The organism is Brevundimonas vesicularis, assembly GCF_900445985.1.
Lineage (GTDB): Bacteria > Pseudomonadota > Alphaproteobacteria > Caulobacterales > Caulobacteraceae > Brevundimonas > Brevundimonas vesicularis_D.
The window spans coordinates 213,976-240,094 of sequence record NZ_UAQP01000005.1 but is presented as its reverse complement, the minus strand read 5'-3'; the positions used below and the strand labels follow the sequence as shown (position 1 = coordinate 240,094).

Below are 26,119 nucleotides of genomic sequence, written 5' to 3'. Positions count from 1 at the left end.
AACGTCGCGATCTGAAGCCGTCGCAAAAATATGCAAATCTTTTGGAATGTTGCAAGCAGTTAATGCGGGGGTCTGATTTCCGTCGCACTTCGCGCCGGGCCATAGCTTGCAAGGGCACAGAAATGTGCGGTTTCGCGCTATGTTTATGACGCGTCGCAGCATTTCAGCGACGCGTTGACAGCCCCGCCCATTGCTGCAAAATCTTGCAAATCGATCTGGAAGGCTTTGCACTTTCCAGGCGCAAGGGAGTGAGCGTCATGGCAAGGGGAACCCCCAGAAGGGCTGGACTGCACGCCGCGATGGCGGCGGCGGCTCTGCTGAGCGGCTTTGCAACGCCGACGACGGCGCAAACCCGCCAGGCCGAAGACGCCTTGTCGGCCCTGCGTCAACGCCTGCCTCAGGACGAGGTGATCTACTTCCTGCTGCCGGATCGCTTCGCCAATGGCGATGCATCGAACGACCACGGCGGTTACGCTGCCGACCGGCTGAAGAGCGGGTTCGATCCGGCCGATACCGATTTCTATCACGGCGGCGACTTGGCCGGCGTGACCCAACAGCTGGACTATATCCAGGGGCTGGGCGCGACGGCGGTCTGGTTGGCGCCGGTGTTCAAGAACAAGCCTGTGCAGAGCCATGGCGGCTATACCGGCGCGGCGCACCACGGCTACTGGATCACCGACTTCACCGCCGTGGATCCGCACTTCGGCGACGAGGCTGCGATGCGCGCCCTGGTCGAGGCGGCCCACACGCGCGGCATGAAGGTGTATCTGGACATCGTCGCTAATCACACCGCCGACGTCATCCAGTATCGCGAATGCCCGGAGGGTCGCTGCGCCTATCGCAGCCGCGCCGACTATCCCTACACCCGTCGCGGCGGCGTCGACGGTGCGCCGATCAATGAGGGCTTCGACGGTCGGGACTTTTCGCGCCTGACCCGGCCCGACTACGCCTACACGCCCTATGTCCCGGCGGGCGAGGAGAACGCCAAGGTTCCGGCCTGGCTGAACGACCCGATCCACTATCATAACCGGGGCGAGAGCACCTTCACCGGCGAAAGCAGCCTGGACGGCGACTTCGCCGGGCTGGACGACCTGCTGACCGAGGACCCGGTCGTCATCCAGGGCATGATCGACATCTTCGGCGGCTGGATCGACAAATACGGCATCGACGGCTTCCGCATCGATACCGCCCGCCATGTGAACCCGGGCTTCTGGCAGGCCTTCATCCCCGCCATGATCGCCCGCGCCGAGGCAAAGGGCATCCCGAACTTCCACATCTTCGGCGAGGTCTATGATCCCGATCCGGCGGTGACGGCGCGGTTCACGCGGGTCGACGGCTATCCGGCGGTGCTGGACTTCCCGTTCCAGAAGCAGGCGACCGATGTGGCGTCCGGCAAGGTCGGGACCGACGCCCTGGCCAAGCTGTTCGACGCCGACACGATCTATGACAAGGGCGCTGAGACCGCCGCCATCCTGCCGACCTTCCTGGGCAACCACGACATGGGCCGGGTCGGCTTCTTCGTGAAACAGGCCAATCCGAACGCCGACGACGCCGAGGTGCTGGCGCGCATCAAACTGGCCCATGCCCTGATGATGTTCAGCCGGGGCGTGCCCACGCTCTATTACGGGGATGAACAGGGTTTCGCCGGCGCGGGCGGATACGGGAACTCGCGCCAGGACATGTGGCCCAGCCGCACGCCGGTCTATGCGAACGAGACGCCCGTCGGCGGTCGCCAGCCAGCCTATTCAACCGACGCGCCCCTGTATCAGGCCATTGCCGAAATGGCCCGCGTGCGCGCCGCCGAACCGGCCCTGCGACGCGGACGTCAGATCGTGCGTGCCTATAGCGACAAGCCCGGTCTGTTCGCAATGTCTCGCATCGGCGAGGACGGATCGGAAGTTCTGGCCCTGTTCAACACCTCCACTGCGCCCGTCGCCGCTCAAGTCGAGGTGGAGCCCGGTTCAATGCGGTGGCAAGCTCTGCGCGGCGATTGCGCACCCGAATCTTCTGCTCCCGCCAGCGTCGCCGCTCGCGTGCCCCCCCTCGATTACCTCGTCTGCAAGAGCGTGCCGTGACTGCCCTGCCCGTCGATCTTTCCACGGCTGACGCCGCCCCCGCATTGGCGCACGACTGGTGGCGCGGCGCGGTGCTGTATCAGATCTATCCGCGCAGCTTCGCCGACTCCAACGACGACGGCGTCGGCGATCTGAAGGGGATCACCCAGCACCTCGACCACGTCGCCTCTCTAGGCGTGGATGGCATTTGGCTGTCGCCCTTCTTCACGTCGCCGATGAAGGACTTCGGCTATGACGTGTCGGACTATTGCGACGTCGATCCGATCTTCGGCACGTTGACCGACTTCGACGCCCTGATCGTGCGCGCCCATGCCCTGGGGCTGAAGGTCGTCATCGATCAGGTGTTTTCGCACACCTCGGACGAACATCCCTGGTTCACCGACAGCCGCGCCAGCCGAAACGGCGACCACGCCGACTGGTATGTCTGGGCCGACGCCAAGCCGGACGGCTCGCCGCCGTCGAACTGGCAGTCGGTGTTCGGCGGCCCAGCCTGGACCTGGGACGCGCGGCGCGGCCAGTACTACATGCACAACTTCCTGGCCTCGCAGCCTCAGCTGAACGTCAGGAACCCGGCGGTTCAGGACGCCCTGATCGCAGCGGCGCGGTTCTGGCTGGACCGGGGGGTGGACGGCTTCCGCCTAGATGCGATCAACTTCGCCATCCACGATCCGTCCCTGCGCGACAATCCGCCGATCCAAGACGGCAAGAAGCGCACGCGGCCGTTCGATTTCCAGGACAAGATTTACAATCAGTCCCACCCGGACATCATCGGCTTCTTGAACCGCATCCGCGCCCTGACCGACAGCTATGAAGGCCGGTTCACGGTGGCGGAGGTCGGCGGCGATCACGCCGATCGCGAGATGAAGGAATTCACCGCCGGGAACGACCGTCTGCACTCGGCCTACGGCTTCCTCTATCTCTACGCCGATACGCTGAAGAGCGAACTGATCGGCGTGGGCGATGGGATGTGGCCGGATCAGCAGGGCGAGGGCTGGCCGTCCTGGACCTTCTCCAACCACGATGCGCCGCGCGCGGTGTCGCGTTGGGCCCAGGGCCGGGACGAGAAGGCCTTCTCGGAAATGGCCCTGCTGCTGCTGATGTGCCTGCGCGGCAATGTCTTCGTCTATCAGGGCGAAGAGTTGGGCCTGCCTCAGGCCGAGGTGCCGTTCGAGCGGCTGGTCGATCCCGAGGCCATCGCCAACTGGCCTGAGACTCTGGGCCGCGACGGCGCCCGCACACCGATCCCCTGGGTGGCCTCGGCGCCCAACGCCGGCTTCTCGACGGTGGAGCCCTGGCTGCCTGTCGATCCGCGCCACTTGGCATTGGCGGTGGATGCGCAGGAGGCGGACCCGACCTCGATCCTGCACGCCGCGCGCCGCATCATCGCCCTGCGTCAGGCCCATCCGGCGCTGCGGACCGGAGGGCTGGAGATCGAGAGCGCGGGCGACCTGGTGGTCTTCCGCCGGTTCGAACGGGCCGGGGGCGGCGAGCGTCTGCTGTGCGTATTCAACCTGGGCTTTGAGGCCGTGGACTGGTCAACGCCCGCCGGTGCGCGCCGGATCGCGGCGGTCAACTGGACTGAGGTGGACGGATCGACGTTGAGGCCGCTGGCCGGCCTGATCTTCGCCGACGCCGGATGACGGGGTCAGCCGCCGCAGGTCTCGCGAACGATCAGCTCGGTCGGAACGCGCTCGGAACGGCCTGCTGCGGCACCGCCGTGATCCAGCAGTTTGGACACCATCAACCGGCCGGCCTTCATCGTGTCCTGGGCGATGGTGCTGAGCGCGGGGCGCGAGTAGCGGCTGAACGGCACATTGTCGAAACCGATGACCGAGACTTGGCCCGGCACCTCGACGCCGGCGTGCAACAGGGCGCGCACGGCGCCGAGCGCGATCTGGTCGGACGCGGCCACGACGCCATCGAAATCCAGCCCGCGTCGGATCAGGGCGTCCACGGCGGCCTCTGCGGATTCGACCTCGAAATGCGCAGGCACGATCAGGTCGGCGTCCACGTCCAGCCCGCTCTGGCTCAAGGCGTCCAGATAGCCGCGATGCCGCTGCATGGCCTCGGGCGGATCCAGATCGCCCAGGAAGACGATGCGCTTTCGCTCCAGCCGCGCCAGATGCAACGTCGCGCGGCGTCCGCCGGAGATGTTGTCCGAGCCGATGGAGCAATAGTCCTGGTCGGGCAGTTCTGCGCCCCAGACGACGAAACGATGGTCGGCGTCGACCAGACGGTTGAAGGCCGAATGCAGGCTGGATTGGCCCAGGAAGATCACGCCATCCGCCCGGCTTGTGTTCAGCGCCGCCGACAGCTCGTCATAGTTGGCGGGCGAGATATGGCTCATCAGCAGGTCGCAGCCGCGTTCGCGCGCCGCCTCGCCCACCCCGGCGAGAAGCTCCAGGAAGAAGGGGTCGCTGAGGCGCCCTTCGCGCCCCTGCGGCCGCGGCACCACCAGGGCGATGGTGCCCTGTGCGCCGATCGGACCGGCGGGCATGTGGCGGCGGAACGGATAGTCGTGTTCCTTGGCCAGCTTCCAGATCGTCTGTTTGGTGCGATCGTTGACGGCGGGGTTGTCGTTCAGGGCGCGCGAGGCGGTGGCGATGGACACGCCGGCCAGGCGGGCGATGTCTTCCAGACGGGTGGTCTTGCGGCTCAAGGTCGCGGGTCCTCACAGCAGCATGGTGAAGCTGCAAAATTTTCTGCAAATATTTCAGCCACCGTTCGCGGCGGTTGGCAAGAGGCGGCGTAACGGAGTTCCCATGATGCAGCGCAGATCCTTCCTGGCCCTTGGCGGCGTGTCGATCCTGGCTCTGGGGGCGACTGGCGCGCGCGCCCAGACCGCGCCGAACCATGCCCGGGCATCCTCGCCGGGCGGCGTGCTGACGGTCGAGGCCTTCACCGACAATGACGGGCGGCCGATGTATTCGGTGCTGCGTCAGGGCCGTGTCGTTGTGGCGCCGTCCAAGCTGGGCTTCCTGCTGACTGACGCGCCGGCCATCGAGCGCGGCCTGACCCTGACCGCAGGCCAGCCGATCGCGGTCGACGACACTTGGGAGCAGCCCTGGGGAGAGCGGCAGTTCATTCGCAACCACTACAACGAATGGCGCGTCGCCTATGCCGAGACCGGCGGTCTGCGACGCCGCGTGGACGTGGTCTTCCGCCTGTACGACGACGGTCTGGGCTTCCGCTATGAGTTCCCGCAGCAGGCCGGCCTGACCACCGTGCGCATCGGTTCGGAAATCACCGAGTTCAACCTGGCCGAAAACGGCGAGGCCCTGTGGTGCCCGGCGTGGGAATGGAACCGCGAGGAATATCTCTACAGCCGCACGCCCATCGATGCGGTCGGCAGCGCCCAGACGCCGATGACGGTCAAGGGCCAGTCAGGGCTGCACGTCTCGATCCACGAGGCCGCCTGCCTCGACTACGCAGGGATGAACCTGCGCCGGTCGGAGGAAACGAAGTTCCGCGCTCAGCTGACGCCGGGCCTCACCAATGCGGCGGTGGTGCGCGAGGCGCCGTTCAACACGCCCTGGCGGACCCTGCAAATCTCCGACAGCGCCGCTGGCCTGCTGGATTCCAGCCTGATCCTGAACCTGAACGAGCCCAACAAGCTGGGCGACGTCAGTTGGTTCAAGCCGATGAAATACGTCGGCGTCTGGTGGGAGATGCACCTGGACCTGAAGACCTGGAACTCCGGGCCCAAGCACGGCGCGACCACCGAGAATGCGATCAAACATATCGACTTCGCCGCCAAGCACGGCCTGGGCGGGGTGTTGGTCGAGGGGTGGAACAAGGGCTGGGACGGCCAGTGGTTCGCCAACGGCGCGGACTTCAGCTTCACCGAAGCCTATCCCGACTTCGACATCGAAGCGGTCTGCGCCCACGCGCGGTCCAAAGGCGTGCAGCTCATCGGCCACCACGAGACCGGCGGCAACGCCTTCCACTATGAGCAGCAACTCGAACCGGCCATGGCCCTGTATGAACGCCTCGGCGTCCATTCGGTGAAGACCGGCTATGTCGCCGACGCGCAAGGCGCCCGCGTCGCCGGGCCGGATGGACAGATGGTCATGGCCTGGCACGAGAGCCAGGCGATGGCCCAGCACCACATGCGCGTGGTCGAGGCCGGCTATCGCCACAAGGTCGCCGTCAACGCTCACGAGCCGTTCAAGGACACCGGCCTTCGCCGCACCTATCCGAACATCATCAGCCGCGAGGGCCAGCGCGGGATGGAATATTCGGCCTGGGGCAATCCCGGCAATCCGCCCGAGCATGAGCCGAACTTGGTGTTCACCCGCCTGCTGGCCGGGCCGATGGACTATACGCCCGGCATCTTCGGCATGGAGACGCGCAGCCCCGGCGGCGTGCAGACGACCTGGGCCAAACAACTGGCGCTCTATGTCGTGATCTACAGCCCGATCCAGATGGCGGCGGATCTGCTGGTCAACTATGAGGCCAACCCCGGCCCGTTCCAGTTCATCAAGGATGTGCCGGTCGACTGGAGCGAGAGCCGCACGCTGGACGCCGCCATGGGCGACTATGTCGTCACGGTTCGCAAGCAGCGCGGCACGGATGTCTGGGCCCTGGGCGCCGTCACCGACGAGCATCCGCGCGTGCTGAAGGCCCCGCTCGATTTCCTGGACGCCGGCCGTCGATATCGGGCCGAAATCTATCGCGACGGGCCGGACGCCGACTATCGCGGCAAGCGCGAGGACATCGTCATCGAGCAGCGCGAGGTGACGTCGTCTGACACCCTGACCCTGGCGCTGGCGCCCGGCGGCGGTCAAGCGATCCGGTTTGTGCCGGTCGGCCGGGCGCGACGCGGATGACCCTGCTCGCGCACCGCCCGCGCCTGTCCGGCCTGGCGATCTGGAATATGTGCGTCGGCTTCTTCGGCATCCAGATCGGCTTCGGCCTGCAGAACGCCAACACCAGCCGGATCTTCCAGACGCTGGGCGCCGAGGTCGACAGCCTGGCGATCCTGTGGATCGCCGCGCCGCTGACGGGTCTGCTGGTCCAGCCGATCATCGGCCATTTCAGCGACAAGACCTGGACCCGGTTCGGCCGGCGGCGGCCCTATTTCCTGGTTGGGGCCATCGCCACCACCCTGGCCTTGATCGCCATGCCCAACAGCCCCAGCCTGTGGTTCGCCGCCGCCATGCTGTGGATCATGGACGCCTCGATCAACATCACCATGGAGCCGTTCCGCGCCTTCGTCGGCGACAACCTGCCGGAGGAGCAGCGCACCGCCGGCTATGCGATGCAGAGCTTCTTCATCGGCGCCGGCGCGGTCTTCGCCTCGGTCCTGCCGTGGCTGTTGTCGAACGTCTTCGACATCGCCTCGACCGCCGAGGCGGGCGTGGTGCCCCTGTCGGTCAAGATCGCCTTCTACGTCGGCGCCGCCGGCCTGTTCTCGGCCGTGCTGTGGACGGTGCTGTCGACCAAGGAATACAGCCCCGAACAGATCGCGGCCTTCGAACGCGCCAGAGACGACGCGCCGACCGCGCCCGTCGAAGCCGAAGCGCCGGCTCGCAGCGTCCAGGGCTGGATGACTTCGGGCCTGGTCTGCGCCGTCCTCGGCGGGCTGGGTTTCGTGCTGATCGGCGCGCTCGATCTGGAGAAGGAGCTACTGATCCTGGCCGGCTTCTTCGCCGGGTTCGGCCTGCTCCAGATCGCCGTGGGCATGATGGAGCGTCGCCGCATCACCAACGCCGCGACCGAAATCCTGAACGACATCTTCCGCATGCCCGAGACAATGCGCGGCCTGGCTGTCGTTCAGTTCTTCAGCTGGTTCGCCCTGTTCGCCATGTGGATCTACACTACCGCGGCCGTGACCCGCGTCCATTACGGCGCGACCGACACGACTTCGGCCGCCTACGCCACGGGCGCCGACTGGGTGGGCGTTCTGTTCGGGGTCTATAACGGCGTGGCGGCCCTGGCGGCCTTCACCCTGCCGGTCATCGCCAAACGGATCGGACGCAAGGCGACCCACGCGCTGATGCTGCTGCTTGGCGCGGCCGGCCTGTTCGGCGTCTTCGCCATCCGCGAGCCGGGCCTCTTGTGGCTGCCAATGATCGGCGTCGGTTTCGCCTGGGCGTCGATCGTCTCCATGCCCTACGCTATCCTGTCGGCGGCGGTGCCGGACCGAAAGATGGGCGTCTATATGGGCGTCTTCAACATCTTCATCGTCGTGCCCCAGTTGCTGGCCGCCACAGTTCTGGGCCTGATCCTGAAGAGCCTGTTCGATGGTCAGGCGATCTGGGCCCTGGTGCTGGGCGCCATCTCTTTCGTTCTGGCCGCCGCCAGCGCGCTGATGGTCAAGGAGCATCGCGGATGAACCGTCGGGGTCTTCTGGCCCTCATGGCCGCCTTGCCCTTCGCCAGCGCGGCGCGCGCCGAGGGCGCCATCGCGGGCGGGCGGTTGGTGCTGCATGAGGCAGTCGCGTCGGCCCATGTGAAGGCGCGCAATGTTTCGGTTTGGCTGCCGCCCGGATATGAGGCGTCAGACGAGACCTATCCCGTCCTCTACATGCACGACGGCCAGAACCTGTTCGATCCGGCCACGGCCAACTTCAGCGAATGGGGCGTGGACGAGCATCTGATGCGGCTGATCGCGAGCGGCCAGGTGCGGGCTCCGATCGTGGTGGGGGTCTGGAACACGGACCTGCGGCTGAGGGAATATGTCCCCGCCGACCTGATCGCCGCCCTGCCCGCCGACATGCGCGACGAGGTCCAGGCCATTTATGGCGGTCCGTCCTTGTCCGACGCCCATCTGCGGTTCCTGGTCGAGGAGTTGAAGCCCTTTATCGACGGCGCCTACCGCACCCTGAGCGGTCCGCTGGACACGATGATCGCTGGCTCCAGCATGGGCGGCCTTATCTCGATGTATGCGGTGATGAAGCGGCCGCAGGTCTTTTCCGCCGCCGCCTGTCTGTCCACCCATTGGCCGCTGAAGGTCGAAGGGCTTGAGCCCGGCGCGACGCTGGACGCTTGGCGCGAACGCCTGGTCGCCGCCTGGACCGGCGTGATTGAACGCGGCCTGCCCGAACCGGGCGACCACCGTTTCTATTTCGACCGGGGCGACGAGACGCTGGATCAGTTCTACGCCGTCTTCCAGACCCAGGTAGACCAGATCTTCCGCCGTCGCGGCTACGGCCCCGGCGATTTCCGCAGCCTGGTCTTCCCCGGCGCCCAGCACAATGAAGCGTCCTGGAACCAGCGCCTGGACGTACCTTTGACCTTCCTTCTTTCCCCCGCCCCCACGCGCAACCCGTGAGGACCACAATGCGTCACTTCCGTACCTTCTGCCTCGCCGGCGCCGCCGGCCTGGCCCTCGCTTCCGTCGCAAGCGCCCAATCGAGCGTCGCCCCCGGCGCGCCCGGCGCCCCGCCCGTCTGGTCCAGCGCGGCCAAGACCGGCGCCGGCGCATCCTACGAAGCCTATGTCGATGGCCAGTATCGCGACGGCGGCCCGACCGGCGCGGCGTCCAAGGTCTGGTATTCCATCGCCGACGGCGTTCTGACCGAAACGATGTACGGCCTGATCCATGAGGCCCAGATCAAGGCGCTGCGCTTCGCCGGCGTGACCCAAGACGGTCTGGTCGTCGAAGGCGACGACACCACCAGCCGAACCGAATATCTGCACGTCGACGCGCAGGGGCGTCCGCTGTCGCCGGCTTATCGCGTGACGACGCAGGATAAGAACGGCCGCTTTGAGATCGAAAAGCAGATCTTCAGCGATCCTGACCGCAACGCCCTGGTGTTGCGCGTCACCATCACGGCGCTGAAGGGCGATGTGACGCCCTATCTGATGCTGGAGCCGCATATCGCCAACACCGGCGTCGATGACCGGGGCCAGGTCACACGCGACGGCTTTCACGCCTGGGAAGGCGACACACACCTGTTCCTGAAGCCCAGCGAAGCCTTCGATAAGGCCAGCGTCGGCTTCGTCGGCGCCTCGGACGGTCTGACGGATCTGAAGGACGGCAAGCTGGACTGGACCTACGCCTCCACCGGCGATCAGGCCGGCAATACGATGATGACCGGGGCTCTGCCGCGCCTGCGCCAAAGCAGCCGGATCACGCGCGACTTCGTCATCGGCTTCGGCGCCAGCGAAGCTGAGGCGCGCGCCGCTGCGGACGGTTCGTTCTCGACCGGTCTGGACGAGGTGCTGGCCCGCTTCAACGGCGAGGGCGAGCGCGTGGGTTGGGAGGATTATGTCGCCTCGCTGACCGAACTGCCGCGCATCGCAGAACAGGCGACCGACGGCGGCAAGCTGGCCTACGTCTCGGCTCTGATGCTGAAGGTTCAGGAGGATCGCACGCACGCCGGCGCCCTGATCGCGTCACTGTCGAACCCGTGGGGCGACACGGTGGACGCGTCGAAGTCCTCGACAGGCTACAAGGCCGTCTGGCCGCGTGACTTCTATCAGGTGGCGATGGCTCTGGCGGCGCTAGGCGACGAGGAGACGCCGCTGGCGGCCTTCAACTATCTGCCCCAGGTTCAGGTCGGCCCGAACACGCCGGGCAACACCGGCGTCGGCGGCTGGTTCTTGCAGAAGACGCACGTGGACGGCGAACTGGAATGGGTTGCGGTCCAATTGGACCAGACCGCCATGCCGATCATGCTGGGCTATCGTCTGTGGAAGATGGGCTGGCTGTCGGACGCCCAGATGACCGAACACTATCGGTCCATGCTGAAGCCGGCGGCCGACTTCCTGGTCGACGGCGGCAAGATCGGGCTGATGTGGAACGACGCTGAGATCAAGCCGCCCTTTACCCAGCAGGAGCGCTGGGAAGAGCAGCAGGGCTATTCGCCTTCCAGCACCGCCGCCGTGGTCGCGGGCCTGACGGTCGCCGCCGAAATGGCGCGCGCCTCAGGCGACGCCGCCGGCGCGACGCGCTACCAGATCGCGGCCGACAGCTATGCGTCCAAGATCGAAGACCGAATGTTCACCACCAACGGCGACTTCGGCGACGGTCGCTACTTCATCCGCATCACGCAAAACGAGAACCCGAACGACAAGGCCCCGATCGGCGCCGCCAATGGCCAGATCGCGCCGGCGGAAGACCGTGTCGTGGACGGCGGCTTCCTAGAACTGGTGCGCTATGGGGTGCGCAAGGCCGACGATCCGCACATCCTGTCCACCCTGCCCGTCTATGACGACCAGTCGCTGGAGCCGCTCTATCGCGTCCGCTACGACTTCGGTCCTGAGGGCGACAAGACGCCGGGCTGGCGCCGTTATGGCGTCGACGGCTATGGCGAGGACCATCTGACGGGCGCAAACTATGGCGTCGGCGGGGAAATGAGCCCCGGTCAGCGCGGCCGGGTCTGGCCCTTCTTCACGGGCGAGCGCGGTCACTATGAGCTTGCTCGCGTCAGCGTGAACGGCGCCCCCTCGGCAGCCGACATCGCCGCCATCCGCCAGACCTATGTGCGCGGCATGGAGCGGTTCGCCAACGAGGGGCTGATGCTGGCCGAACAGGTGTGGGACGGCGTCGGCAACCCGACGGCCAAGGACTACGCTGTGGGTCAGAACACGGACTCGGCGACCCCGCTGGCCTGGACCCACGCGGAATATCTGAAACTGCTGCGGTCTCTGGCCGACGGCAAGGTCTGGGACAGCTACGACCCCGTGCACGACCGCTACGCCCGCTGATACGAAAACGGCCCCGGAGATCGCTCTCCGGGGCCGTACTCATTTCGGGCTGACGCGGCTTAGAAGGTGAGCTTCACCGCCCCGACGATCCGATCTTCGGCGCCGGGCACGCCGTCCACATCGGTGTCGTGATAACGGACATCGAGGCCCACCTTGTCGGTCAGGGCATAGCCGACGCCGACGTTCCAGGTGGTGTAGTCGTCGCTGACGTCGAGCCATTGCTTGCCCAGCGCGCCGGACACCGTCCACTTGGGCGCCGGCGAGAAGGCGGCGTTGACCTCGGCATAGGTCGCTTCCTTGTCCGCACCGAAGAAGTCGGGCGAGTAATAGACGGCCGCGCCAAAGGTGGCGGGACCGACCGCGCGCGAGGCCGCAGCCTTGAACTCGGCGTAGTTATAGTCCGCCCCGTCCGGCTCCCCGACATACAGATAGCCGATTGCGCCGAAATCGAGCGCGAAGCCGCCGGCCTCGGTACGATAGCCGCCGTAGAGATCGACCTCCGCATCGGTGTCGTCGCCGAAATCGACGTTCGAGGCCCAGGCTCCCGCATAGAAGCTGCCCGACGTCAGGTCGACGCCGCCTTGAATGGCGGGGTCTTCGCTGGTTTGGGTGAAGCCGCGGAACACGTAGTCGCTGACGACGCCGACGTTCCAGGCGACGTCGACGTCGACGTCGCTCTGGGCCGAGGCCGGCGCGGCGAGGCCGATCAGACCTGCGGTGAGAGTCGCGGCGGCGGCCGCGCGGATGGTGGTCTTCTTCATAGTCTATCCCCTTTTATTTTTGTTGGCCGAGAAAGGGCGCGGATTGGGAGCCGCGCCCTATACACGGATTTCAGTGTTCCAGCGCCTCGCCATGCAGCGAGGTGTCCAGACCAGCGGCTTCTTCCGCCTCGCTCACGCGCAGGCCCGTGGTAAACTTGCAGATGAACAGGATGATCAGGGTGCCGACGGCGCTGTAGACGATGGTCCACAGCAGGCCCAGGGCCTGGGCGCCGACGTTGGCGCCTTCCGATAGGCTGTTGATCGCGGTCGTGGCGAACACGCCGGTCAGCAGGGCGCCTATCAGGCCGCCCGCGCCGTGGATGCCGAAGGCGTCCAGGCTGTCGTCGTAGCGCAGCAGCTTCTTGATCCACACCGACGAGGCATAGCAGGCCGGGCCGGCGATCAGGCCGATAATGACCGCGCCCTTGGGGTCGACGAAGCCGGCCGCCGGAGTGATGGCGACCAGACCAGCCACAACACCCGACAGCATGCCGATCAACGAGACCTTCTTTTTCTCGATATATTCAACGATTTTCCAGGTCAGGGCGGCGGCGGCGGCGGCCAGGATGGTGTTCAGCAGCGCCACGCCCATCAGGTCGTTGGCGGCGCCCGCCGAGCCGGCGTTGAAGCCGATCCAACCGACCAGCAGCAGCGAGGCGCCGATCATGGTCAGGACAGGGTTGTGGGCGGTGATGACCTCTGTGCCGTAACCCTTACGGCGACCCAGGAAGATGGCGCAGACAAGGCCCGCGACGCCCGAGTTGACGTGAACGACGGCGCCGCCCGCGAAGTCCAGCACGCCGGCCGAACCCAGGAAGCCGCCGCCCCAAACCCAGTGGCAGATCGGCGCATAGACCAGCAGCGACCACAGGGCGGTGAACAGCAACAGGGCCGAATATTTGAACCGCTCGGCGAAGGCGCCGGTGATCAGCGCCGGGGTGATGATGGCGAAGGTCATCTGGAAGGAGATGAACAGGAACTCCGGAATGCCCGGCAGCAGGGCGTTGGCGGTCTTCAGCGACACGCCGTTCAGGAACAGCATGTCCAGGCTGCCGATGAAGGGCTGAAGGCCGGCGCTCTCGTTCTTGCCGAAGGCCAGGCTGTAGCCGGCGATGAACCACACCAGCGACACCACGGCGAAGACGCCGACGGACTGGGTGATGGTGGCGATGACGTTCTTCTTGCGCACCATGCCGCCATAGAACAGCGCCAGACCGGGGAGGGTCATCAGCAGAACCAGAGCGGTCGAGGTGCCGAGCCATGAGGCCCCGGCGCTGTCCAGCTCAAGCGCAGCCTGGTGGCCGAGCAAGGCGGGCGCGGCGTCCTGCGCATTCGCCGCGCCGGCAGCCATCAGACAGAGTGTGGGAAGCAGGAGCGCAGCAGCTCCCGTAAGTCGTTTCGTGGTCTGCGACATGAGCTAGTACCCCCTATGCAATCTCGCAGTTGCGAAGATTTTACCGCATTTGCGATAGGCGCAAGAGGCTAGACCGTGAACGGCGCAACTTTCTTGCAACGGTCACGAACAAAAAGATCAGGACCGCACGATCCTTCGATCATACGGCCCGATGTCAGATTGAGCATGCCAACGTAGCCAAGCTCTGCGGCAGGATTTTCAGCGTCAGTGCCAGCCGTCAGGCCCAATGCATCTGCACGCGATGCGCCGCCGCCCAGTGGATGGCGCGGATGGCGTCGATAACGGCCTCGGTCGCCGCGCGCGTGCCCAGCGCGCCGCCCAGATCGGCCGTCACGGCGCCAGCCGCCAGAACGGCGGCGACCGCGGCCTCGATGGAATCCGCCTCGTCCTCCAGTTTCAGGCTGTGACGCAGCAGCAGGGCCGCCGACAGGATGGTCCCGACCGGATTGGCCAGATCCTGACCGGCGATGTCCGGCGCCGAGCCGTGGATCGGCTCGAACAGACCCGGCCCGCCCGCGCCCAGCGACGCCGACGGCAACAGGCCGATGGAGCCGCCCAGCACCGAAATCTCGTCCGACAGGATGTCGCCGAACATGTTTTCGGTCAGGATGACATCGTAGTCGCGCGGCTTGCGGATCAGGTGCATGGCCATGGAGTCCACCAGGGCGTGCTCCAGCGTGATGTCGGGGAACTCCTCGGCATGGATGCGGGTCACGACCTCGCGCCACAGGCGGCTGGTCTCCATGACGTTGGCCTTGTCGACCGAGGTCACCTTGCCACGACGCTGTTGGGCGGTCTGGAAGGCGGCGCGGGTCACCCGCTCGATCTCCGGCACCGTGTATTCGCACAGGTCGGTGGCGCGATCGGCGGTGCGGGTCTTCTCGCCGAAGTAGACGCCGCCGGTCAGTTCGCGGAAGACGATCAGATCGACGCCCTCGACGATCTCCTTCTTCAGCGGCGAGCGGTGCGCCAGCACCGGCGACACCTGCAACGGCCGCAGATTGGCGAATAGGCCCATCGCCTTGCGGATCGCCAGCAGCCCCTGTTCCGGACGCGCCTTACCGCCATCCCATTTCGGCCCGCCGACGGCGCCCAGCAGCACGGCGTCGGACGCGACGCAGGCGGCGCGCGTGGCCTCGGGCAAGGGCTCGCCCGTCTCGTCGATGGCCGCGCCGCCGATCAGATGCTCGGCGAACTCGAAATGGTGACCATAGAAGTCGCCGATGACCCGTAGGACATCGCGCGCGGCCCGTGTGACCTCCGGTCCGACGCCATCGCCGGGCAGCAGGACGATGTTGTAGGTCTTGGTGGCGGCGGTGCTCATCTTACGGTCTCTTTCGATCGCTCGTAGGCTTCGATTTCAGGCATGTTTGATTGAAGCCAGCCCAGGGTGTCCACCCCGTCCAGCAGGCATTGGCGGGCGAAGGATTCGACCCCGAACGGCACGGGTTCGGCATTGCCGCGCTGGATCTGATTGGCCTGGAGGTTGATCGTGACCGGCTGGTCCGGCTGCGACGCCAGATCGTCCCAAACGGCCTGGCTGACGACGATCGGCAGCAAGCCGTTTTTCAGCGCATTCGATGTAAAAATGTCAGCGATCTCGGTCGAGATCACCGCCCGGAACCCATAGTCCAGCAAGGCCCAGGGCGCATGTTCGCGCGACGAACCGCAGGCGAAGTTCCGTCCGGCCAGCAATATGCGATGCTCGGCCGGATCGATGCGATTCAGAATGGCCTCGGGTTTTTCCGAGCCGTCGTCTTCGTAACGCCAGTCATAGAAGGCGGCCTTGCCCAGCCCTTCGCGCGTGGTCGTGGTCAGGAAACGTGCGGGGATGATTTGGTCGGTGTCGATATTGGCCTGGCTCAGGATCACGGTCTTGGAGGTCAGCACCTGGAACGGTTCAGACATGCTCCACCGCCTTCAGATAGACGCGCGGATCGGTCAGCACCCCAGCGACCGCTGTCGCCGCCGCCGTCGCTGGACTGGCCAGGATGGTGCGGGCGTCCTTGCCTTGGCGGCCTTCGAAGTTGCGGTTCGACGTGGATACGGCCAGTTGGCCCGGCGCGACGAAATCACCGTTCATGGCGATGCACATCGAACAGCCGGGAATGCGCCATTCGGCCCCGGCGGCGATGAAGACCTGATCCAGGCCTTCAGCCTCGGCGTCGCGACGCACGGCCTCGGACCCCGGCACCACCAGCATGCGTAGGCCCGGTTTGACCTTGCGACCGCGCAGCACCTCGGCGGCGGCGCGCAGATCGGGCAGGCGCCCGTTGGTGCAGGAGCCGATAAAGACCACGTCCACCGGCTGGCTGGTCGTCGCCTCCCCGGCCGTGAAGCCCATATAGGCGATGGCCTTGCGATCCGAGTCCGACTGCGGTTGCGGCACGGGCAAGCCGATGGGCGCGCCCGCATCCGGCGTCGTGCCCCAGGTCGCCATGGGTCGGATGGCGGCGCCGTCGATGGTCACTTCCTTATCGAAGACCGCGCCCGCATCCGTCGCCAGTTTCAGCCATTCGGCCGTTGCGGCCTCATAGTCGGCGGGCACATGTTTGCGGCCGCGCAGCCAGTCGATGGTGGTCTGGTCCGGGGCGATCATGCCGGCCCGCGCCCCGGCTTCTATGGACATGTTGCACAGGGTCATCCGCCCTTCCATGTCCAGCGACCGCACCGCCTCGCCGGCATATTCGATGACATAGCCGGTGCCGCCGCCGAAACCGATGGCGGCGATGACGGCCAAGGCGACATCCTTGCCCAAAACGCCAGGCTGCAACTTTCCGTCCACCGTCACCCGCATGGCCTTGGCCTTGCGCTGCAACAGACACTGGGTCGCCAGCACATGGCCGACCTCGGACGTGCCGATGCCGAAGGCCAGGGCGCCGAAGGCGCCGTGGGTCGCGGTATGGCTGTCGCCGCAGACCACGGTCATGCCCGGCTGGGTCAGACCCAGTTCCGGCCCCATCACATGGACCACGCCGCGATCATCGGAATCCCAACCCGCCAGCGGCACGCCGTAGGCGGCGCAGTTGCGCTCCAGCGTATGCACCTGAGCCTCGGCCTGGGCGGTGACATAGGGTTTCAGACCGTTCAGCCCCGCCGGCAGGGTCGGTGTCGAATGGTCCAGGGTCGCATAGGTCCGGTCGGGACGGCGGACCTTCAGCCCACGCGCCTCGATCTCGCTGAAGGCCTGGGGGCTGGTGACTTCGTGGACCAGATGCAGGTCGATATACAGCACCCCCGGCGTATCGGCCGTTTCCGACCGCACGACGTGGGCGTCCCACACCTTGTCGAACAGGGTCTTGGGATCAGGCATATTGGGCCACAAACTCGGACACGCCATCGACCCGGTCGATGATGGCGATCAGTTCGGCGTCATTGATCTCGCCGATCTGATCCGCGCGCGACTTGAAGCCCGCGACCACCGCCGCCAGACGTTCGCCCTCGATGGGACGGCCGATCGTTTCGGCGCGTTTGGCGATGGCGTGACGGCCCGAATGCTTGCCCAGCACGAACCAGCTGCCCTCAAAGCCCACGTCCTGAGGCCGCATGATTTCGTAGGTGCGGCTGTCGGCCAGCATGCCGTGCTGGTGGATTCCCGCCTCGTGGGCGAAGGCGTTGATTCCGACCACCGACTTGTTGCGCGCGATGACCGTCTCGGTGATCTCGCACAGGATCTTGGAGGCGCGCACCAGATGGCGGCTGTCGGCGCCGGTCGTGACGCCATAGCGGTCCTCGCGGACCTTCAGCGCCATGATGACCTCTTCGATCGAGCAGTTGCCGGCCCGCTCGCCGATGCCGTTGATCGCGCCCTCGATCTGACGCGCGCCGCCCTCGACGGCGGCCAGGGAGTTGGCGACCGCCATGCCCAGGTCGTCGTGGCAGTGGGCGGAGAAGATCACGTGCGGATGCCGCGCCTTGATCCGTGCGGCCAGGGCGGCGAACCGCTCGCGCACCTCTTGCGGCGTCGCATAGCCGACGGTGTCGGGCACGTTCAGAGTGCGCGCGCCGGCGTCGGCGGCGGCCTCCAGCACGTCGGCCAGAAACTCCGGCTCGGTGCGGAAGGCGTCCTCGGCCGAGAACTCGACGTCGTCGAACAAACTGCGGGCGTATTCCACCGACCGCACGGCCGTCGACAGCACCTCATTGGTGGACATCTTCAGCTTGGCCGAGCGGTGGATCGGGCTGGTGCCGATGAAGGTGTGGCACCGACGATGCGATTTCGGCGCCGGCGCCAGGGCGCGGAAGGTAGCGTCGATGTCCTTCTCGTTGGCGCGCGACAGGGAGCAGAAGATCGGTCCCTCGACCTCGCCCGCCACGCGACGGATGCAGTCCTCGTCGCCGGGCGAGGCGGCGGCGAAGCCGGCCTCGATAACGTCGACGCCCAGGTCCCGCAGAACCTGGGCCATCTTCACCTTGGCTTGAGCGCTCATAGAGAAGCCCGGAGCCTGTTCCCCGTCCCGCATCGTCGTGTCGAAGACGATGACGCGGTTGGGATCGGCGGCGATCTCCTCGGTGCGGGATACGCCCGATACGCGTACGCTTTCGGGGGTAACCATTACGCGGCCTCGGATTGAATAATGTCGTTGCTGATGCGGCGCACGCCGAACAGCCGGTCGATCTGGCGACCCAGGTTGTCCATGCAGCGGCCGGCGTCGCGGCCGCGCACGGTCAGGGCGATGCGGCGGAAGGCGCCCTCGTCAGCCAGGGCCATACCGTCGATGTGGAAGCCGCGGCGCTCCACCAGGCCGATGAGACGCTGAAGCGAACCGTCCGCGCGGTCGATCTGGATGTGGATCGTGTTGCTCATCTCAGGAGCCCTCCATCATTTCAGCGTTGTTCTTGCCCGGCGGAACCAGCGGCCAGACATTGTCTCGGGGGTCGATGACCACATGGGCCAGACAGGGTCCGGCGGCGGCCAGCAGGCGCTGGATGCCGTCCGACACCTGATCGCGGCGATCGATGCGGAAGGCCTCGATCCCGAAGGCTTCGGCGACCTTCACGAAGTCCGGATTGTCGGACAGGTCGATCTCGGAATAGTTCTCGGCGAAGAACAGCTCCTGCCACTGGCGCACCAGGCCCAGGGAGGAGTTGTCGATCAGCACGATCTTCAGCGGGATGCCGTAACGCTTCAGCGTCGCCAGCTCCTGGATGTTCATCATGAAGCCGCCGTCGCCGGCGATGGTGACGACCGTCGCCGACGGATCGGCCAGCTTGGCCCCGATGCCGGCGGGCAGGCCAAAGCCCATCGCGCCCAGACCGCCCGAGGTGATGTGGGCTTCCGGCTTTGCGAAGCGGCAGTGCATAGCCGCCCACATCTGATGCTGACCCACGTCGCAGGCGGCGACGAAGTCATCGCCCGCCGCTTCCGAGATTTCTTTCAGCAGGGCAGGCGCATAGACCCCCTCGCCCGGCGCGTCATAGCGGTGGGCGCCGGCTTTGGCCGCACCAGCGCAGTCGTCGGCCCAGGCCTGGATGTCCAGCGCCGCGCCCGACCGCATCCGCGCCGTCAGCGCCTCAACGCCGTCGCGCAGCTCGCCGACGACGGCGACATTGGCGCTCCGCAGTTTGCCGACCTCCGAGGCGTCGATGTCGAAATGGACGATCCTGGCGTTGGGCGCGAACTCGGCCAGCTTGCCGGTGGCGCGGTCGTCGAACCGGGCGCCGACGACGATCAGCAGATCGCTGTCCTGCACCGCATGGTTGGCGGCGCGCGTGCCGTGCATGCCCAGCATGCCCAGCATCCCGGGCGCATCAGTCGGGATGGTGCCCAGGGCGTTCAGCGTCGAAACTTGAGGGATGCCGGTCGCGGCGACGAAGGCGCGCAGGGCTTCTGTCGCGCCGCCGATCTTCACCCCGCCGCCGATATAGACCAGCGGCTTCTTCGCCGCCCGGATCGCAGCCTCGGCGGCGGCGATGGCGTCGTGATCGACGCGCGGCGTCGCGTTGGGAATCGAAAAACCGTAGTCGTCCGCGGTCGTCTCGAACTGCACGTCCTTGGGCAGATCGACCAGAATCGGCCCAGGGCGGCCCGACCGGGCGATATGGAAGGCTTCCTCGATCGCGGCGGGAACCTCGGCGGCCGAGCGGACCAGGATCGAGTGTTTCACGATCGGCAGGGTGACGCCCAGGATATCGATCTCCTGGAAGGCGTCGGTGCCCATCAGGCCTTGGGCGACATTGCCGGTAATGCAGACGATCGGCACCGAATCCATCATCGCATTGGCGATGCCGGTGACCAGATTGGTGGCGCCGGGGCCTGACGTCGCCATGCAGACGCCGACCTTGCCGCTCTTCCTGGCATAGGCGTCGGCCGAGAAGGCCGCGCCCTGCTCATGGCGGACCAGGATGTGCTTCAGCTTCGAGCCGGCCAAGGCGTCATAGACCGGCATGATGGCGCCGCCCGGATAGCCGAACACCACCTCCACCCCCAGCCGCTCCAGGGTGGAGACCAGCAGGCGCGCGCCCGACTGGGGAGCGGTCTCGGCTGAGGGTTTGAAGGCGGCGGCGGTCATCAGGATCATCCGGTCGTTCAGGCGGCGATCAGGCCGCTTCGGCCTTGGGCGTGTTCAGCCAGGCCATGCGTTCGCGCAGGCGGGCGCCGACCTGTTCGATCTGGCTCTCGCGGTCCGCCTTCAGCCAAGCCTCGTATTGCGGCTTGCCGGCCTCGTTCTCGGCGATCCAGTTGCGCGCGAAGGTGCCGTCCTGGATCTCTTCCAGAATGGTCTTCATGCGGGCCTTGGTCTCTTCGGTCACGACGCGCGGGCCGCTGGCGACCGCGCCGTATTTGGCGGTTTCCGAGATGAAGTGGTGCATCTTCGAAATGCCGCCCTCGTAGAACAGGTCCACGATCAGCTTCAGCTCGTGCAGGCATTCGAAATAGGCGATCTCGGGCTGGTAGCCGGCCTCGACCAGGGTGTTGAACCCTTGCATGACCAGCTCCTTGGCGCCGCCGCACAGGACCGCCTGTTCGCCGAACAGATCGGTCTCGGTCTCTTCGCGGAAGGTGGTTTCCAGCAGGCCGCCGGTCGCGCCGCCATTGCCCTTGGCGTAGCCCATGGCCCGGTCGCGCGCCTTGCCGGTGACGTCCTTCTCGATGGCGAACAGCGAGGGCACGCCGCGGCCGCGCTGGAACTCGCGACGGACCAAATCGCCCGGTCCCTTGGGCGCGACCAGAATGACGTCCATGTCGGGGCGCGGGGTGATGCGCTCGTAGATGATCGAGAAGCCGTGGGCGAACAGCAGGGCCGAGCCTTCCTTGGCGTTCGGCTCGATGATGTCGCGATAGACGTCGCCCTGAACCATGTCGGGCGTCAGGATGGCGATGATGTCGGCGCCCTTGACGGCCTCGGCCGGCTCGGCGGTCGGCACGCCGTCGGCGGTGGCGTGTTTCCAGCCCGTGCCGCCGTGACGGACGCCGGCGACCACGTCATGGCCGCTGTCCTTCAGGTTCTGCGCATGGGCGCGACCCTGCGAGCCGTAGCCGATGATGGCGATGCGCTGGCCGGCGATGGCGCCCGGCTTGATGTCTTCGTTGGTGTAGATCGTGATGGCCATGGGTCAGGCGTCCTGAGCAGCGTTGGTTTTGTGGCTTGCCGGGACTTGGGCCGGCGGCGGGTTGGGGATGGTGACGGCGCCCTGGGCCGCAGAGGCGACCGAGGCGCGGTATTTGGCGAAGACACCTCGCGCCGGGCGGACTACGTGGGGCGTAAAGCCCGCCCGGCGCGTCGCCAGATCGACATTGACGTCGATGCGGCGGTTGGTGACGTCGATGGTGATGCGGTCACCATCGCGAATGAGCGCGATCGGGCCGCCCACGGCGGCTTCCGGCGAGACGTGTCCGGCGACGAAGCCGTAGCTGGCGCCCGAGAACCGGCCGTCGGTCAGCAGGGCGACATTGTCGATCTTGCGGCCCTTCAGGGCGGCGGTGACCTGCAGCATCTCGCGCATGCCGGGGCCTCCCTTGGGCCCTTCGTAGCGGATGATTATCACGTCGCCTTCGCCGACCGATCCGTCCTGAACCGCGTGGAAGGCGTCTTCTTCCGAGTCGAAGACGCAGGCCGGACCTTCGAACGTATCGACCTTGTGACCCGTCAGCTTGATGACCGCGCCTTCCGGGGCGACGTCGCCATAGATGACGGCGAAGCTGCCGCGATCCATCACAGGGGCGTCAAACGTCGCCACCACGACCTGGCCTGGCGTTTCCTCGGCCTCGGCTGCCTCGGCGAACAGGCTGCGGCCGGTGACGGTGGGGGTGTTCACGATCTTGCCCGCCTCGGCCATCCGCTGGGTGACCAGACGGGTGCCGCCGGCGGCGAACAGGTGCGAGGCCAGGAAGCGGCCGCCCGGCTTCAGATCACAGATGACCGGCGCCTCGACGCAGGCCTGATGGCAGTCCTCGACGCCGAACTCGACGCCGGCCTCCGCCGCGATGGCCGTCAGGTGCATGACCGCATTGGTCGACCCGCCCGAGGCCGAGACGGCGACGGCGGCGTTCTTCAGGCTGGCGCGGGTGATGTATTTGCGGGCTGTGTCGCCCGAGAAGACGCGCTCGACGATCAGCCGACCGCAACGCTCGCCCTCGGCGGCCTTGTTCGGATCGACGGCCGGCACGTCGTTGGCGCCCATGGGCGAGATCCCCATGACCGACAAGGCCATGGCCATGGTGTTGGCCGTGAACTGGCCGCCGCAGGCCCCGGCGCCGGGGCAGACGGCCTGTTCGACCGCCTTCAGCCCCTCGTCGTCCAGGGCGCCGGCCGAATGAGCGCCGATAGCCTCGAACACCTCCTGGACCGAGACCTCTTTCGAGCCGATCACGCCGGGCATGATGGTGCCGCCGTAATAGACCAGGCCGGGAATATCCATCCGCGCCAAGGCCATGGCCGCCGCCGGGATTGTCTTGTCGCAGCCGACGATGCAGACCACGCCGTCCAGCTGGTGGCCCTCGATGGCCAGTTCGATCGAGTCGGCGACGACCTCGCGGCTGATCAGCGAGGCCTTCATGCCCGCCGTGCCCATCGAGATGCCGTCGGTGACGACGATGGTGTTGAAATCGACCGGATAGCCGCCTGCCGCGATGATGCCGGCCCGCACATCCTTGGCCAGGCGGTCCAGGTGCATGTTGCACGGCGTGACCGTCGACCAGGTGTTGACGATGCCGATCATCGGCTTGTCGAAGTCGGCGTCCTGCATGCCGGCGGCGCGCAGATACGAGCGGGCAGCGGCCCGGTTCGGGCCAGCCGTCACCGCCGCGCTGCGCGCGTTGGGCTTTTTGGGCTGAGAGGTAGAATCTTGCGTCATCGGTCCGGTTCGTTTCGAACCGCCGCGCACTAAAAACCCCGCTTCCTTCCGGAGGCGGGGTGGTGCGAGGCGATCCTGAGTGTGTCTAGGTCAGGTCGCGTGCATCCACGCCGCTTGCGTAAGCAGGCCGAGAAGTACGACGGTAATGAGGAATACGGGGCTTTCCAGGCCGACCGGCGTGCGAACGGCTGCGACCGCCTTGGCGGTGCGTCCCTTCGTCATGTCGCGCGTCATCGTGGCCACGGGCGGCTCCCTGTTCTGACGCCAAGAAACCATAGCCGCGGGAGCCACACAACCCCCGTCGCAATAATTTTGCGTAACGGATCGAAAACGACTGCGTCCGGGGTGTTTCTTGCCCGAAGCTGGCACCGGCGATTTTCGAAGCGTAACCGTCCATCACATCATGTTACGCGCGCGGGGTTGAAACCCGCCCACGACCGCTCCATTGAGACGCGCACCTATATAACGCTCGTCATACCGATCACAGGAGCTCTCCATGACCGTTCGCGTCGCCATCAATGGTTTCGGCCGCATTGGCCGTCTCGTCCTTCGCTCGATCATCGAGCACGGCCGCACGGACATCGAGGTGGTGGCGATCAACGATCTGGGTCCGGTCGAGACCAACGCGCACCTGTTCCGCTACGATTCGGTCCACGGCCGCTTTCCCGGCACGGTGACCTCGGGCGAGGATTGGATCGACGTCGGCACCGGCAAGATCAAGGTCACGGCCGAGCGAGACCCCGCCAACCTGCCGCACGCCGAGCTGAAGGTGGACATCGCCTTCGAATGCACCGGCATCTTCACCTCCAAGGACAAGGCCAGCGCCCACCTGAAAGCCGGCGCCAAGCGCGTCCTGGTTTCGGCGCCCGCCGACAACGCCGACAAGACCATCGTCTTCAAGGTCAACCACGAAACCCTGACCGCCGACGACATCGTCGTGTCGAACGGCTCGTGCACCACCAACGCCCTGGCCCCGGTCGCCAAGGTGCTGAACGACCTGTTCGGCATCGAGCGGGGCTATATGACGACCATCCACTCCTACACCGGGGACCAGCCGACCCTGGATACGATGCACAAGGACCTGTACCGCGCCCGCGCCGCGGCCCTGTCGATGATCCCGACCTCAACCGGCGCCGCCAAGGCCCTGGGTCTGGTCCTGCCGGAGCTGAAGGGCAAGCTGGACGGCTCGTCGATCCGCGTCCCGACCCCCAACGTCTCGGTCGTCGATCTTAAGGTCGTCGCCGGTCGCGAGGTCACGGTCGAAGAGATCAACGCGGCGCTTCAGGCCGCTGCCGACGGCCCCATGAAGGGCGTCCTGTTCACGACGACCGACCCCCTGGTTTCGCACGACCTGAACCACATCGCGGCCTCTTCCACCGCCGCCCTGCCCCAGACCCAGGTCGTCGACGGCAAGCTGGCCCGCGTGCTGAGCTGGTACGACAACGAATGGGGCTTCGCGACTCGCATGAGCGACACCGCGCTGCAGATGGCGAAGTTCCTGTAGGATCGCAAAAGTCTCCTCCCCACACCGTGGGGAGGGGGACCACGAAGTGGTGGAGGGGCTCTTTCCATCGCACCGAACTTGGGGCCAAAGCCCCTCCGTCACGGCGCAAGCGCGCCGCGCCACCTCCCCATCGCTTTGCGACAGGGAGGAGACAGGAAACGATCATGACCTTCCGCACTCTCGACGACGCCAAGGACCTTGCCGGCAAGACGGCTCTGGTCCGCGTGGACTTCAACGTCCCGATGGAGGGCGGCAAGGTCACGGACGACACCCGGCTGCGGGTCGCCCTGCCGACGATCCAGCGCCTGCGCGACGCGGGCGCCAAGGTCGCCCTGCTGGCGCACTTCGACCGCCCCAAGGGCCAGCGCGTTCCGTCGATGAGCCTGAAACCCGTCGTCCAGCCGCTGGAAGCGCTGCTCGGCGCTCCCGTCCGCTTCGCCGACGACTGCATCGGTCCTGACGCCATGGAGGCCATTCGCGATCTGGATGCGGGCGGCGTGGTCCTGCTGGAAAACGTACGCTTCCACGCGGCGGAAGAGGCCAACGATCCGGTCTTCGCCCAGAAGCTGGCGGATCTCGGCGATCTCTACGTCAACGACGCCTTCTCGGCCGCGCACCGCGCCCACGCCTCGACGGAAGGCGTCGCCCACCACATCCCGGCCTATGCCGGCGAATCCATGCGTCGTGAACTCGATGCGCTCGATGCTGCGCTGGGCAATCCGCAAAAGCCGGTCGTCGGCATCGTCGGCGGCTCCAAGGTCTCGACCAAGCTGGACCTGCTGAAGAACCTGGTCGGCAAGCTGGACACGCTCGCCATCGGCGGCGGCATGGCCAACACCTTCCTCTACGCGCAAGGCATCGATATCGGCGGCTCGCTGGCCGAAAAGGATATGGCGGACACGGCGCGCGAAATCCTGGCGGAAGCCCAGGCCAAGGGCTGCGACATCCTGCTGCCCGTCGATGTCGTCGTGGCGACCGAGGTCAGGCCCGGCGCCGACGCCCGCACCGTCAAGACAGGCGAAGCCCTCGCGACTGAAGACAAGATCCTGGACGCAGGCCCCGACACCGTCGCGCGCCTGAACGCCGCCATGGACGGCTCCAAGACCCTGATCTGGAACGGCCCGCTGGGCGTGTTCGAGGTCCCGCCCTTCGACGCCGCTACGGTCGCGGCCGCCAAGCACGTCGCCGAGCGCACCAAGGCCGGCGCCCTGATCGCGGTGGCGGGCGGCGGCGACACGGTCGCGGCGGTCGGTCATGCCGGCGTCGCGGCGGACCTGACCTTCGTCTCCACCGCCGGCGGCGCCTTCCTGGAATGGATGGAGGGCAAGCCCCTGCCCGGCGTCGAGGCCCTGCGCGCCTGAAGGCTCAGCGACGCAGGCGGATCACGCCTGCACCCTGTCTTCGAAATCGGC

At 66.5% G+C, this 26,119-nt stretch carries 20 protein-coding genes; 8 read left to right on the top strand and 12 right to left on the bottom strand.

Going from position 1 to position 26,119, the window contains the following annotated elements; genetic code table 11:
* The first annotated feature begins 257 nt into the window (after positions 1–257).
* Together DT343_RS01295 and DT343_RS01290 are read left to right on the top strand one after the other, a co-directional pair.
* Positions 258–2,075 carry an alpha-amylase family glycosyl hydrolase gene (locus DT343_RS01295; protein WP_220116422.1) on the top strand — a complete coding sequence of 606 codons (1,818 nt, stop codon included), beginning with the start codon at positions 258–260 and terminating at the stop codon, positions 2,073–2,075.
* On the top strand, positions 2,072–3,715 hold the full coding sequence (locus tag DT343_RS01290; RefSeq protein ID WP_258522466.1) for an alpha-amylase family glycosyl hydrolase: 1,644 nt from the start codon (positions 2,072–2,074) through the stop codon (positions 3,713–3,715). The genes DT343_RS01295 and DT343_RS01290 overlap by 4 nt, the downstream gene beginning before the upstream one ends.
* A gap of 5 nt (positions 3,716–3,720) precedes the next feature.
* Here the strand turns inward: DT343_RS01290 and DT343_RS01285 are convergent, their stop codons facing one another.
* Positions 3,721–4,734, bottom strand: coding sequence for a LacI family DNA-binding transcriptional regulator (locus DT343_RS01285; protein ID WP_112861453.1), 1,014 nt, complete (start codon positions 4,732–4,734; stop codon positions 3,721–3,723).
* Positions 4,735–4,837: 103 nt separating this feature from the next.
* Between DT343_RS01285 and DT343_RS01280 the strand changes: the two genes are divergently transcribed.
* Genes DT343_RS01280 through DT343_RS01265 form a run of 4 tightly spaced genes read left to right on the top strand, consistent with a single transcriptional unit; the run spans position 4,838 to position 11,731 of the window.
* Positions 4,838–6,904, top strand: coding sequence for a glycoside hydrolase family 97 protein (locus DT343_RS01280; RefSeq protein WP_112861452.1), 2,067 nt, complete (start codon positions 4,838–4,840; stop codon positions 6,902–6,904).
* Positions 6,901–8,412 carry an MFS transporter gene (locus tag DT343_RS01275; RefSeq protein ID WP_112861451.1) on the top strand — a complete coding sequence of 504 codons (1,512 nt, stop codon included), beginning with the start codon at positions 6,901–6,903 and terminating at the stop codon, positions 8,410–8,412. The genes DT343_RS01280 and DT343_RS01275 overlap by 4 nt, the downstream gene beginning before the upstream one ends.
* Entirely contained in the window at positions 8,409–9,350 is a 942-nt protein-coding gene (locus tag DT343_RS01270; RefSeq protein ID WP_112861450.1) for an alpha/beta hydrolase, read from the top strand. The genes DT343_RS01275 and DT343_RS01270 overlap by 4 nt, the downstream gene beginning before the upstream one ends.
* 8 nt (positions 9,351–9,358) lie before the next feature.
* Positions 9,359–11,731: a glucan 1,4-alpha-glucosidase gene (locus tag DT343_RS01265; protein ID WP_112861449.1), complete on the top strand. Its 2,373-nt coding sequence runs from the start codon at positions 9,359–9,361 to the stop codon at positions 11,729–11,731.
* Between the two features lie 59 nt (positions 11,732–11,790).
* Here DT343_RS01265 and DT343_RS01260 read toward each other — a convergent pair whose 3' ends face one another.
* The 11 genes from DT343_RS01260 to DT343_RS17395 form a co-directional block, all read right to left on the bottom strand.
* Positions 11,791–12,492: a TorF family putative porin gene (locus tag DT343_RS01260; protein ID WP_112861448.1), complete on the bottom strand. Its 702-nt coding sequence runs from the start codon at positions 12,490–12,492 to the stop codon at positions 11,791–11,793.
* Between the two features lie 70 nt (positions 12,493–12,562).
* Positions 12,563–13,906, bottom strand: coding sequence for an ammonium transporter (locus DT343_RS01255; RefSeq protein WP_055753068.1), 1,344 nt, complete (start codon positions 13,904–13,906; stop codon positions 12,563–12,565).
* A gap of 217 nt (positions 13,907–14,123) precedes the next feature.
* Complete coding sequence (gene leuB / locus DT343_RS01250; protein ID WP_039244589.1) at positions 14,124–15,230, bottom strand: 3-isopropylmalate dehydrogenase; 1,107 nt, start codon at positions 15,228–15,230, stop codon at positions 14,124–14,126.
* A complete protein-coding gene (gene leuD / locus DT343_RS01245) occupies positions 15,227–15,814 on the bottom strand; it encodes a 3-isopropylmalate dehydratase small subunit (RefSeq protein WP_112861446.1) in 588 nt (195 codons plus the stop codon). Before leuD ends, leuB begins: the two co-directional genes overlap by 4 nt.
* Positions 15,807–17,219, bottom strand: coding sequence for a 3-isopropylmalate dehydratase large subunit (gene leuC, locus DT343_RS01240; RefSeq protein ID WP_112861445.1), 1,413 nt, complete (start codon positions 17,217–17,219; stop codon positions 15,807–15,809). The genes leuD and leuC overlap by 8 nt, the downstream gene beginning before the upstream one ends.
* The gene (locus DT343_RS01235) at positions 17,212–18,462 is read right to left on the bottom strand and encodes a 2-isopropylmalate synthase (RefSeq protein ID WP_112861444.1); all 1,251 of its coding nucleotides are present in this window, start codon (positions 18,460–18,462) and stop codon (positions 17,212–17,214) included. The genes leuC and DT343_RS01235 overlap by 8 nt, the downstream gene beginning before the upstream one ends.
* Complete coding sequence (locus DT343_RS01230) at positions 18,462–18,713, bottom strand: ACT domain-containing protein (RefSeq protein WP_039244600.1); 252 nt, start codon at positions 18,711–18,713, stop codon at positions 18,462–18,464. The genes DT343_RS01235 and DT343_RS01230 overlap by 1 nt, the downstream gene beginning before the upstream one ends.
* Position 18,714: 1 nt before the next feature.
* Positions 18,715–20,427, bottom strand: a complete 1,713-nt coding sequence (ilvG, locus tag DT343_RS01225) for an acetolactate synthase 2 catalytic subunit (protein WP_112861443.1) — start codon at positions 20,425–20,427, stop codon at positions 18,715–18,717.
* 19 nt (positions 20,428–20,446) lie between these two features.
* A complete protein-coding gene (gene ilvC / locus DT343_RS01220) occupies positions 20,447–21,460 on the bottom strand; it encodes a ketol-acid reductoisomerase (protein WP_112861442.1) in 1,014 nt (337 codons plus the stop codon).
* Positions 21,461–21,463: 3 nt separating this feature from the next.
* On the bottom strand, positions 21,464–23,203 hold the full coding sequence (locus DT343_RS01215) for a dihydroxy-acid dehydratase (RefSeq protein WP_112861441.1): 1,740 nt from the start codon (positions 23,201–23,203) through the stop codon (positions 21,464–21,466).
* Positions 23,204–23,293: 90 nt separating this feature from the next.
* Positions 23,294–23,446: a hypothetical protein gene (locus DT343_RS17395; protein ID WP_181669096.1), complete on the bottom strand. Its 153-nt coding sequence runs from the start codon at positions 23,444–23,446 to the stop codon at positions 23,294–23,296.
* A 253-nt stretch (positions 23,447–23,699) separates the two neighbouring features.
* Here DT343_RS17395 and gap point away from each other — a divergent pair, with 253 nt between their 5' ends.
* Both gap and DT343_RS01200 read left to right on the top strand, forming a co-directional pair.
* A complete protein-coding gene (gap, locus tag DT343_RS01205) occupies positions 23,700–24,707 on the top strand; it encodes a type I glyceraldehyde-3-phosphate dehydrogenase (protein ID WP_112861439.1) in 1,008 nt (335 codons plus the stop codon).
* Between the two features lie 164 nt (positions 24,708–24,871).
* The gene (locus tag DT343_RS01200; RefSeq protein ID WP_112861438.1) at positions 24,872–26,068 is read left to right on the top strand and encodes a phosphoglycerate kinase; all 1,197 of its coding nucleotides are present in this window, start codon (positions 24,872–24,874) and stop codon (positions 26,066–26,068) included.
* Positions 26,069–26,119 lie beyond the last annotated feature (51 nt).

Coding starts and splice junctions, on each gene's coding strand:
- DT343_RS01295 (WP_220116422.1), top strand. CDS start 258: ATGGCAAGGGGAACCCCCAGAAGGGCTGGACTGCACGCCGCGATGGCG.
- DT343_RS01280 (WP_112861452.1), top strand. CDS start 4,838: ATGATGCAGCGCAGATCCTTCCTGGCCCTTGGCGGCGTGTCGATCCTG.
- DT343_RS01275 (WP_112861451.1), top strand. CDS start 6,901: ATGACCCTGCTCGCGCACCGCCCGCGCCTGTCCGGCCTGGCGATCTGG.
- DT343_RS01270 (WP_112861450.1), top strand. CDS start 8,409: ATGAACCGTCGGGGTCTTCTGGCCCTCATGGCCGCCTTGCCCTTCGCC.
- DT343_RS01265 (WP_112861449.1), top strand. CDS start 9,359: ATGCGTCACTTCCGTACCTTCTGCCTCGCCGGCGCCGCCGGCCTGGCC.
- DT343_RS01260 (WP_112861448.1), bottom strand. CDS start 12,492: ATGAAGAAGACCACCATCCGCGCGGCCGCCGCCGCGACTCTCACCGCA.
- DT343_RS01255 (WP_055753068.1), bottom strand. CDS start 13,906: ATGTCGCAGACCACGAAACGACTTACGGGAGCTGCTGCGCTCCTGCTT.
- leuB (WP_039244589.1), bottom strand. CDS start 15,230: ATGAGCACCGCCGCCACCAAGACCTACAACATCGTCCTGCTGCCCGGC.
- leuD (WP_112861446.1), bottom strand. CDS start 15,814: ATGTCTGAACCGTTCCAGGTGCTGACCTCCAAGACCGTGATCCTGAGC.
- leuC (WP_112861445.1), bottom strand. CDS start 17,219: ATGCCTGATCCCAAGACCCTGTTCGACAAGGTGTGGGACGCCCACGTC.
- DT343_RS01235 (WP_112861444.1), bottom strand. CDS start 18,462: ATGGTTACCCCCGAAAGCGTACGCGTATCGGGCGTATCCCGCACCGAG.
- DT343_RS01230 (WP_039244600.1), bottom strand. CDS start 18,713: ATGAGCAACACGATCCACATCCAGATCGACCGCGCGGACGGTTCGCTT.
- ilvG (WP_112861443.1), bottom strand. CDS start 20,427: ATGATCCTGATGACCGCCGCCGCCTTCAAACCCTCAGCCGAGACCGCT.
- ilvC (WP_112861442.1), bottom strand. CDS start 21,460: ATGGCCATCACGATCTACACCAACGAAGACATCAAGCCGGGCGCCATC.
- DT343_RS01215 (WP_112861441.1), bottom strand. CDS start 23,203: ATGACGCAAGATTCTACCTCTCAGCCCAAAAAGCCCAACGCGCGCAGC.
- gap (WP_112861439.1), top strand. CDS start 23,700: ATGACCGTTCGCGTCGCCATCAATGGTTTCGGCCGCATTGGCCGTCTC.
- DT343_RS01200 (WP_112861438.1), top strand. CDS start 24,872: ATGACCTTCCGCACTCTCGACGACGCCAAGGACCTTGCCGGCAAGACG.